The organism is Streptomyces phaeochromogenes, assembly GCF_001418655.1.
GTDB lineage: Bacteria > Actinomycetota > Actinomycetes > Streptomycetales > Streptomycetaceae > Streptomyces > Streptomyces phaeochromogenes.
Map to the genome: position 1 here is coordinate 42,347 of NZ_LIQZ01000281.1, position 1,070 is coordinate 43,416.

Genomic DNA, 1,070 nt, shown 5'->3' on the forward strand with positions numbered 1-1,070 from the left:
CGGCGTCGGCGTTCGCCTCGGCGGAGCTGCCCGGCATGGATGTCTCGCTGCGCGGCGCCGTCTCCATCGCCCGCCGCCTGCAGGACCCGCTCGCCGAGTTGGTCAAGATCGACCCGAAGTCGATCGGTGTCGGCCAGTACCAGCACGACCTGTCCGAGGTGAAGCTCTCCCGCTCCCTCGACGCGGTCGTGGAGGACTGTGTGAACGGCGTGGGCGTGGACGTGAACACGGCCTCGGCCCCGCTGCTCTCCCGGGTCTCCGGCATCACCTCCGGACTCGCCGAGAACATCGTGGCGCACCGCGACTCGAACGGCCCCTTCACCTCGCGTACGGCGCTGAAGAGCGTGGCGCGGCTCGGGCCCAAGGCGTACGAGCAGTGCGCGGGCTTCCTGCGGATCCGTGGCGGTGACGACCCGCTGGACGCGTCGAGCGTGCACCCCGAGGCGTATCCCGTGGTGCGGCGGATGGTGAAGACGGCGGGCAGCGAGGTCGCCTCGCTGGTCGGGAACACGAGTGTGCTGCGGTCGCTGAGGCCGGACGACTTCGTGGACGAGACGTTCGGTCTGCCGACCGTCACCGACATCCTGAAGGAGCTGGAGAAGCCGGGGCGCGACCCGCGGCCCGCCTTCAAGACGGCCACCTTCAAGGACGGCGTGGAGAAGATCTCCGACCTGGCCCCCGGGATGGTCCTCGAAGGGGTCGTGACGAACGTGGCCGCGTTCGGTGCGTTCGTGGACGTCGGCGTCCACCAGGACGGTCTGGTGCACGTCTCCGCGATGTCCAAGACGTTCGTCAAGGACCCGCGGGACGTGGTGAAGTCCGGTGACATCGTGAAGGTGAAGGTGCTGGAGGTCGACATCCCGCGCAAGCGGATCTCGCTGACGCTGCGGCTGGACGACGAGGCGGCGGCCTCCGGCGAGGGGCGGCAGGACCGGCCTCAGCGGGGTGGGCGGGCGCCTCAGCAGCGGGACCGGCAGCCGCGCCAGGGCGGCGGCCGTGCGGGTGGTGGCGGCCGTGCCGGTGGTGGCGGGGGGTCCCGTCAGGCGCCTCCGCCCGCCAACAGCGCGATG

At 71.3% G+C, this 1,070-nt stretch carries 1 protein-coding gene; it reads left to right on the plus strand.

Going from position 1 to position 1,070, the window contains the following annotated elements; translation table 11 throughout:
• On the plus strand, positions 1 to 1,070 hold a 1,070-nt coding region (locus AOK17_RS52685), incomplete at both ends, for a helix-hairpin-helix domain-containing protein (protein ID WP_245697524.1).